This window comes from Hespellia stercorisuis DSM 15480 (assembly GCF_900142165.1).
GTDB lineage: Bacteria > Bacillota > Clostridia > Lachnospirales > Lachnospiraceae > Hespellia > Hespellia stercorisuis.
Window position 1 is genome coordinate 1 of the sequence record NZ_FQZY01000114.1, and the last position, 8,205, is coordinate 8,205.

Sequence of the window (8,205 nt, forward strand, 5' to 3'; positions counted from 1 at the left end):
ACAGACTTGTGAATTACAAGGCATCAGTCTGCTTATTTATAAAGAATCTCTGTGTTCCGTTTGATAATAACCTTGCGGAACGTGATTTGCGCATGATTAAGGTTAAAACCAAGGTCTCAGGATGTTTTCGCAGTGAGGAAGGCGCACAGGAATATCTTACAATCATGAGCTATATTGGGACTGCTCATAAGCATGGAATAAATGCTTTTACAGCAATCAGAGAAGCCCTTTTAGGGAATTCCGATATCATCTTTAACTAATGGAGTTCTGAACAGTTACGTTTCAACTAAAATATCCACGGTCAGTTCTGACCCCAGTTGTTTCACCACAAGCGTACTCTCATTGGAATTCATTATCGTCCGAATCGACTTCTTCGATAAACGTTCTCTGGACAAAGCCCCCGTTTGATAGGAAATCATAAGCTGATTCTTAACATTGGCAATGCGAAGAAAGATATGCCGATTCGCATCGAGCTTCTGGTTGGCACGTATTCCAAAATCAAGTAAATACAATATCAATGACACTAACATTCTCTGCTCTGTATCATTTCTTCGATAATGCTGCAATGAACAGTCAAATGCAATCTTCCCAGATTCCATAATCTCTGCCTCTGTCACAATAACTGCATCCAGCACCGGATCATCACAATACAGTCCCCGTTTTAATGTATTGTACTCCCTTCGGAGTTCTTCCAGATATGCTGTAATCTGCTCATCAGAAATCTCATAAGCATCCGCAGACAGTTCTTTCATCTGTTTCGACAGAAGTGCCTGATTATGTTGCAATTCTTCTTCCTTCCTTTTCACTCCGTTATAATATTTTTCCATCATTTGAAACTGAAAACTTAGAAATTCCTGCTCTTTTTTCAACAATCTGTGCTGCCGATTCAGCCAAACCGCACTCAACAATAATATCAATCCCATGGAGATACAAGTTGTCATCCCATTCATACCATCATCATATGCAAATTTAATTAAAGGCCAGGTAGCAAATACGATTCCTATAGCTACCAGCACCATTACAAATTTTTTGTGTTTGATCTGATAATCCCGAAGACGTTTTACCCATGGTTCCAGAAGATGCAGCAGCAAAAAAAGTAAACCCATCGAGAACACAGGGATAAAGAGATCTGCCCATCGGAATGGCAGAGACACCTCTTCTGCAAAGCCCAACGTTCTCCCCATTAAAAAATTGACCGCAAACATTCCCGCAGAGCCAACACACGCGGATAGACAATCTCCCAGAAAAGACATAAGCATCATCTTCTCAATAGAAACATCAAACGTCCATTTCAGCACCACAAATGTAGTAATGGCAAACAGCCACGTTGCAAATATGTACACAAACTGTATGCTTCTGGTTTGCGCATACCATTCTGCATGATACACTTTTATAACCGTCGCAAGCCCTATATTTAATATCGCACATTTTGCAAATAAATAGAAACATAACGGCCATAGACTTCTGCGCCGCTCCATAAATTGATTCCATAATATCACTCCAATTGCATGGTTTGTGAATAAAATAATCGCAGTTCTAATAATAATTAAGTACATATATATTCCTCTCATATTCTCCGCACTCCGCAGAAAACCATCTCTACATAATCTGTGTCTTCGCCCATTCAACGAACGCCTCTTTTGCCTGTTTTCCATAAGCGCGACTGATTAAAATCTCTTTGCCATTTTTCATAACAAATCGATCTTTCAGCAGTTCTCTGACCGCAGGAAGATATATGATACAACTATTGTGACATCTGACAAAATCAACAGTGGGAAGCTTCTGCTCTACATCTTTGATTTTCTCCCAGATGCGATATGTTCCCGTCTTACAATAGATTGCAGATTTTCTCCCAGTTCGTTCAATACAGATAATTTCATCTGGAGAAAGAACAATCTCACCGCCTGCAATAACAGAAAAGACGAGATTCTTCTCACTCTGTTTAAATGCATGCGCCGCCTTCTCCATTACCTCATCCAATTTATCCTCAAACTGTTCTTTTAAAACGAAATAGATATGTTCCGTTTGATAGACTTCGGTTGCAAAATACAGGGAATTCGTCAGATAAACAATCTGACAGTGCGGCCATCTTTCATTGGCGATTTTGGCCGTCTCAATTCCATTCTTCTCCTTCATATCAATATCAAGAAATAGAAGCTGTGGATTCCCGTCCAGAGCAAGCAATTCCTCTCCACTAAAAAAGCACTGTGTTTCAGCACTTATATTATGCCGTCGAAAATATTCCGCTATGATAGACTCTACCCTGCAGCACCATTGTATATTGTCATCGCATATTCCAATTTTCATAGATATGTTTCTCCCTGTCAAAACGTCCTGCAAAATATTTTGCAGGACGTTTTCTTTTTATCATAAACTTTCGTCTTGATCTTGTCTATGAAAAAAAGCATTTGTCAATACTTTTTCCCTTTCAATTAATGCTTTTATCTCATCCGGCGGATTTTGATCTGACGCAAAAAGAAGTGCTTCTTCAAAATGCTGCCTGTCCATCTTCAATATAAAATATAAGTGATGTCCCTCGTAATCTTCTGGATAAATCTCTATCATCTTTCCAACAGTTCTCTGGGCCTTCAGATACATTTTTCGTTGCCTGTAATGAGAAATCAGACCTACATATATATCAGTTCCTCCACCGACTGGATTCGTTCTTTCGGATCTACCGCCAGATAGGTCGTTCCGAATCCCCCTGCCCCGATAATCCGAATCAGTTGGTATCTTTCCTTAATGATTCCTAACTCTTTTCCCTCTCCCATTTACTCGAATTTCTTCCTCTTTGTCCACTATATTTTTGCACACTAATCATTTGCTGAAACATAGTGAAATTTTATCATATATGCATTTTGATATTTCGAGCCATACAAAAACTGTCGTTTTTCTGTACAATTCTGTAACACAATTCTTGCGTATATTATTGTAAAATAAAAATAAATGCATCGTCTGAACAACAACAGTTGATACGTTCAGACGATACATTTGATCGTCAAAATGGATATTGGCAATCCGCTTTGCTACTTGCTCATAACCTCATAGCAGCTACGCTGCTTATCCGCAGGATCTTGAACTCCTACGGACACAAGCAAGTCCCCACCACTTAGTGTTCTTCACACTTGAAGTGGAGGACTTGGATTGGTGTATCTTCGCTGACTTCATCTGAAAAGGGAAGTTCCATTTCCAAGATACGGTAATCAGTTGAATCCATTTCCACCCCTAATTTTTCTTCGATTTCATAATCACAAATTGGAAGTTCAAACCAAGCAGAGGGCAGTTCCCCGTCCGTTGGTGTTTTGGCTTCCAGTAATACTTTTAATTCTTCCATAGTGCGTCATATTCCCACACCAGATTTTTCATTAACCGCAATCCACCATGTTCAGCCTTTACTTCGGAAATGCTGATACGGTTGGCTATCATATCGTAGAGCATGATGTATTCAATATAGCCGTCATGGAGCGTCTTATCGGTCAACTCACAGTACAAGCCACTTTCCAGCTTTTCTTCCAAGCATAAAAGCTGGTCTTGATATTTCCCCAGCGTGATTTCACACTGGATATGGAGCAAGCCATTGTCCATGCGGTAATAGATTTTGGGAAAGTAGCTGATTTTCTCTTTTGATTTACTGGATTGCAGGTCAGTGAAAAAACTGTTTCCCTGTGTTGTTTCTGCTTCATACCAGCCATTTTCCAGAATCATGCGTGATAGCTTTTGACGGTGTACGAACCGTTTGTAGCTGTCATAACAGAATCGGTAATAACAAAAAGCGACCAGTGTGCAGATACCAGTCGCCATGATTACTGTTATGATATTGTAGGTGGAAAGTGTCAGCCCGTTATTTCCTAACAAGCTGAATTTGTTCCAATCGGTACGCATGAGCTGTCTAATGTTCAATAGCAAAAGTACCGCTATGAACACGAACATGAGCATACCTGTAGAGAAGCGGTACACCAGTGATTTATCACTGGCACGAATCCGCTTACCTTTGTATTTTAGTAGTGCCATAAATCCTCCTTTCGTGGCATGAAAAAAGCAGTCAATCGTATAGACTAACTGCTTGTGTGATATTGAATATAAAGTTGTCTATTTTATTTCCTCAAAAGTATTTTTATCATATCGCTTGATTTCCTTATGAAAAATAGAATATTTCAAGTGAAATTCAATATAATTTCCCTTTTCAATCCTTCTAACTTTTGGTTTTCCATTTACAATATCACATACTTTTACTTCTGGCATACCACTTCCAATAAGTGTTACAGCACCTCTTGACCTTTTTCGCATTTCAATCCTCACAATTTAATTTTTTAGTTCCGCAAACTGGAATTTTATCAATTAAAGGTCGTTTATCTTTTCTTTTATTTTTTGTTTTATCTTAAAAAAGAAACTTGTTGAATACTTCTCGTTATAAACCAGCAATTCATAGGCTTCCATGACACTTAATGAATATACAAATCCGAAAAGCCCTATTGCAAATCCCCAAAAAACAAAGGAATGATATTCAGACCATATCCATATACTGTTTTTGTTTGCAGTAAGTACTAAGATTATAAAACCTACGACAAATAAGGTGATACAAGGAATAGCCACTGCCACATACTTCTTTTTATTCATGGCATATTCATTGGTCAGTTCTTTCAGATAATCGTAATCGAATAAAAATGGTTCTTGTTTTAAGACCTTATATTGAGGTTGTTCAGAAAATATCGCAAGTACAATGGAAATAATACCTATAACTCCGCAGATTGCAATTCCTAAATATCGTGATATAGTGCTTGTAGAAAACATTACATACGGTATTCCTGCCAACGCCCAAAACATAAATCCGATTCCTATATATCGGCTCATTCTTTTTTCATTGGCAATATATCCTTTTGCCATTTCTCTACTTACATAGTATCCTTTTTCGTTAGCGTTCTTTTCGGATTTTTCGTCTTTTAGCAAAAAATCCGTAGACACTTCAAAAATATTAGATAGCTGTAATATTTTTTCTGTTTCAGGAAAACCTTGATTATTTTCCCATTTGCTAATTGCCTGTCTGGTTGTCCCAAGTTGCTCTGCCAAATTCTCTTGAGATAATCCTTTTTCTTTCCGCAATTTAAAAATCTTTTCGCCTAAATTCATATTGTAAATTCCTCCTGTAATTTGATAGCAAAATTCTATCAAACCACATTGTTATTTTCTATCTTTCCCAAGATACTCTTTGTCAACTTGAAGTTGCAAGTATGTCATAGAGTTGAAAATCACATTTTCTATCCTATAAATTCAAATTGAACCAAGTCGCTGCGCGACGGCCTGCCAAGGCTGTGGCGCAGTTTTTTGTCTCTACAATTAAAAGAAGTGGCAACCAAGTCCTAAAAGTAGTATTGTTAAATCACCACAAAATAACAATCAAACAGGATCGACATTGCCACCACTATGAAAATAATACAATCTATTGGCTTGTTTTTCAAGCACTTTTATTATGAAAATCCACCTCCGTGTAAGCAGTGTCATTTATTAACTACTGATTTTACACGGAGGATTTTTATGTACGAAAAATATTTTGAACAATTAAAAGAGGAGTGCCTGATACGAAACCGTTCATCACGAACGGTAGAAGCTTATATTGCAAACATCAAAGCTTTTATGAAATGGACAGGGAATAAAACTATGGAAGAACTTTCTTTGCAGGATGCCAGAGAATTTATTCTGTTTAAAAGGAGCAAGGGAATAGCTGCTTCAACTTGTAACTTTTACAATTCTTCCATCTGTTTCTTATACAAACACGTTCTTCATATTCCATGGGATCAGGATTTTGTCCCAAGGATGAAATTAGATACAAAGCTTCCAACAGTTCTTTCATTGGCGGAAGTCGAGACACTAATTGATACTGCCACTCACATCCGTAATAAAGCTATTATTGCATTACTCTATTCTTCAGGACTTCGAGTTGGCGAACTTATTCGTTTACAAGCGAAAGATATCTATGCAAGCAGAATGCAGGTGTATGTTCCTGAAAGTAAGAATCATCGAGATCGTTGGACGATACTTTCTAATCGAGCACTGGAATTATTGACAGCGTATTGGAAAAGTTATCCGATTCAGAGGGAAAACTTTTTTGTGGCACTTGACGAACCACATATGCCGGTAAAAGTGAGTGCAGTTGAAATCATGATTCGAGCAGTGGCAAAAGAAGCTGGATTAACTGCTCATCCACATACGCTTCGTCATTCTTTTGCCAGCCACATGATTGAGAATGGTGTTCCTATCAATTATGTACAGGCAATGCTTGGTCATCGTTGTCTGGAATCCACACAGGTTTACATCCACATTTCCAACAAAACCATTATGGGAATTCAGAGTCCCCTTGATCACCCACAAAAGAAAAAACGTGGTCGCAAGCCAAAGAAAAAAGATGGTGATTCCAATGAATAATGAGATTACCATTCAGGATGTATTCCATCAGTTTTTGCCGGAATACAGTGAAACAAGGCTTTTTTCAGAAGAACAACGCATGGCTGCACAGTGTATATTAAAATGTAGGACACCAGAAATGGGCGCAAATGTCAGTGAGTGTGAATCCTGTCATAAAAAATATATCCTTTATAATTCCTGTAAAAATAGGCACTGTCCTATGTGCCAGGGAATGGATGTGGATGAATGGATAGATAAGCAACAGGAGAATGTACTTGACGTTCCCTACTTTCATACTGTTTTTACTATTCCAGAGGAACTTTATACACTGGTTTATTGGAATCAAAAACTTTTGTATGACGCTTTATATCATGCAGCACACCTTACTATGACGGAATTATCTGGTGATCCGAAACATCTGGGGGCTAAAATCGGATATATCTGTGTGCTTCACACATGGGGATCACGGATGAATTACCATCCTCACCTGCACATGATTGTTTTGGGTGGAGGCCTGGACGCAGCGAATCATTGGAAAGATAAAGGAAAAAAGTTTTTCTTTCCTGTAAAAGTAATGTCCACTGTTTTCAAAAAACATTATCTGAAGGAACTCAAAGAACTTCGTGAATCAGAAAAGCTACGGTATCATGGAACTGCCAAAGATTTGCAGAACCACTATTCCTTCAAGGAACTGATAAACAAACTTTATGAAAAAGACTGGATTGTTTATACCAAAGAAGCTTTTAATGGGGCGAATTCTGTAATCAAATATCTGGGCAGATATACACACCGGATTGCTATCAGCAATCGACGAATTCTCAGTATGACATCAGAAACTGTTACCTATCTCGCGAAGGATTACAAAAATGGTGGAAAAATGATTCCACATACGGTTAAAGGAACAGAGTTTATACGGATGTTTCTGATGCATGTATTACCAAAAGGTTTTGTTCGCATCAGGCATTATGGCATTCTTTCCTGCCGTAGTAAAAAAGAGAAGATGGAGCTTTGCCGAAAACTTTTAAACTGTATTCAGTATTTATCGAAGTTAAGAGATAAAACAACTGCAGAGAAGCTGATGATCTTATATAAAAAGGATATCTGTAAATGTGAAGCGTGCGGAGGAAATCTCTTATCATTCAGACTTCGTGGCTGCTATTCACTTACAGGTTAAATATCCATACGTGAATACGTAAAAAGCCTTCCTGACAGAAGGTCTATTTGTCGTACAATGAAACTTGAAAAAGACTGTAACTTATGGAATTTAGGATATGCAAGTCCACATATATCTGGTAAAATCAGAACAAAAGGAACTATTGAAAATCCATAGCGTATTGGCTAAAGGGACGCAACTTAGTTCAATTGGTAAAAACCGGTGTGCAGTCCAGTGGAAAGGGCAGATACTTTAAAAGTGTAGTCTGCTTTTTCCTCTGTCCTGACGCCGATTGTTCACGAAAGAATTGATAGGGATATTATACCTTACTTCAATATCATACACAATCAGATTCATTTATCTACAGCGTTGAGGAATAAATTTAATTGTGTCTATCCCTCATCTACTGTGTATGTTTTTTAGCACTTTATCCACATTTTCCTTGTTAACGCCTTTTGTTATGCACTTCGTATAGGTCCACGAAGCCAATCCTAAAAAAATGTGGATTATTCAGTTATTTCGTCTTTCATTTAACCACCACCTGTGCTAAAATAACCTTGTTATTCCAAGTACATTGTTGTGTACTTAAAAATGTAGGATACATCTTCATTCGTTACTGTCAGTCCGCGAAAACTTTCCAGTAGCCCTGAAGA

The 8,205-nt window shown here is 37.9% G+C and carries 10 protein-coding genes and 1 pseudogene; 3 read left to right on the forward strand and 8 right to left on the reverse strand.

The genetic code is table 11. The features are described 5' to 3' along the window. On the forward strand, nucleotides 1-260 hold a 260-nt coding region (locus BUB85_RS20105), incomplete at its 5' end, for an IS66 family transposase (protein ID WP_143160809.1). 15 nt (nucleotides 261-275) lie between these two features. On the opposite strand, the gene BUB85_RS20110 is transcribed toward BUB85_RS20105, so the two are convergent. The 8 genes and pseudogenes from BUB85_RS20110 to BUB85_RS20140 all read right to left on the reverse strand — a co-directional run bounded on the left by BUB85_RS20110 (nucleotide 276) and on the right by BUB85_RS20140 (nucleotide 5,127). Next, the gene (locus tag BUB85_RS20110; protein WP_073113274.1) at nucleotides 276-1,556 is read right to left on the reverse strand and encodes a hypothetical protein; all 1,281 of its coding nucleotides are present in this window, start codon (nucleotides 1,554-1,556) and stop codon (nucleotides 276-278) included. A 43-nt stretch (nucleotides 1,557-1,599) separates the two neighbouring features. Beyond that, nucleotides 1,600-2,307: a LytR/AlgR family response regulator transcription factor gene (locus BUB85_RS20115; protein WP_073113275.1), complete on the reverse strand. Its 708-nt coding sequence runs from the start codon at nucleotides 2,305-2,307 to the stop codon at nucleotides 1,600-1,602. Nucleotides 2,308-2,367: 60 nt separating this feature from the next. Further along, nucleotides 2,368-2,565, reverse strand: a complete 198-nt coding sequence (locus BUB85_RS20120) for a hypothetical protein (protein ID WP_143160810.1) — start codon at nucleotides 2,563-2,565, stop codon at nucleotides 2,368-2,370. A 62-nt stretch (nucleotides 2,566-2,627) separates the two neighbouring features. After that, nucleotides 2,628-2,771, reverse strand: coding sequence for a hypothetical protein (locus BUB85_RS21625; protein ID WP_159434689.1), 144 nt, complete (start codon nucleotides 2,769-2,771; stop codon nucleotides 2,628-2,630). A 338-nt stretch (nucleotides 2,772-3,109) separates the two neighbouring features. After that, nucleotides 3,110-3,334 carry a hypothetical protein gene (locus BUB85_RS20125; protein ID WP_073113277.1) on the reverse strand — a complete coding sequence of 75 codons (225 nt, stop codon included), beginning with the start codon at nucleotides 3,332-3,334 and terminating at the stop codon, nucleotides 3,110-3,112. Continuing rightward, nucleotides 3,334-4,011, reverse strand: a pseudogene (locus BUB85_RS20130) (ATP-binding protein); the annotation flags it as partial. The pseudogene BUB85_RS20130 and the gene BUB85_RS20125, both read right to left, overlap by 1 nt. A gap of 78 nt (nucleotides 4,012-4,089) precedes the next feature. After that, nucleotides 4,090-4,287, reverse strand: a complete 198-nt coding sequence (locus BUB85_RS20135) for a UDP-N-acetylmuramoyl-tripeptide--D-alanyl-D-alanine ligase (RefSeq protein WP_073113278.1) — start codon at nucleotides 4,285-4,287, stop codon at nucleotides 4,090-4,092. Nucleotides 4,288-4,338: 51 nt separating this feature from the next. Further along, complete coding sequence (locus tag BUB85_RS20140) at nucleotides 4,339-5,127, reverse strand: helix-turn-helix domain-containing protein (RefSeq protein ID WP_073113279.1); 789 nt, start codon at nucleotides 5,125-5,127, stop codon at nucleotides 4,339-4,341. Nucleotides 5,128-5,532: 405 nt separating this feature from the next. Between BUB85_RS20140 and BUB85_RS20145 the strand changes: the two genes are divergently transcribed. Both BUB85_RS20145 and BUB85_RS20150 read left to right on the forward strand, forming a co-directional pair. After that, nucleotides 5,533-6,420 (forward strand): tyrosine-type recombinase/integrase, encoded by an 888-nt coding sequence (locus BUB85_RS20145; protein ID WP_073113280.1) that lies wholly within the window; start codon nucleotides 5,533-5,535, stop codon nucleotides 6,418-6,420. Further along, nucleotides 6,413-7,573 carry an IS91 family transposase gene (locus BUB85_RS20150; protein WP_073113281.1) on the forward strand — a complete coding sequence of 387 codons (1,161 nt, stop codon included), beginning with the start codon at nucleotides 6,413-6,415 and terminating at the stop codon, nucleotides 7,571-7,573. The genes BUB85_RS20145 and BUB85_RS20150 overlap by 8 nt, the downstream gene beginning before the upstream one ends. Nucleotides 7,574-8,205 lie beyond the last annotated feature (632 nt).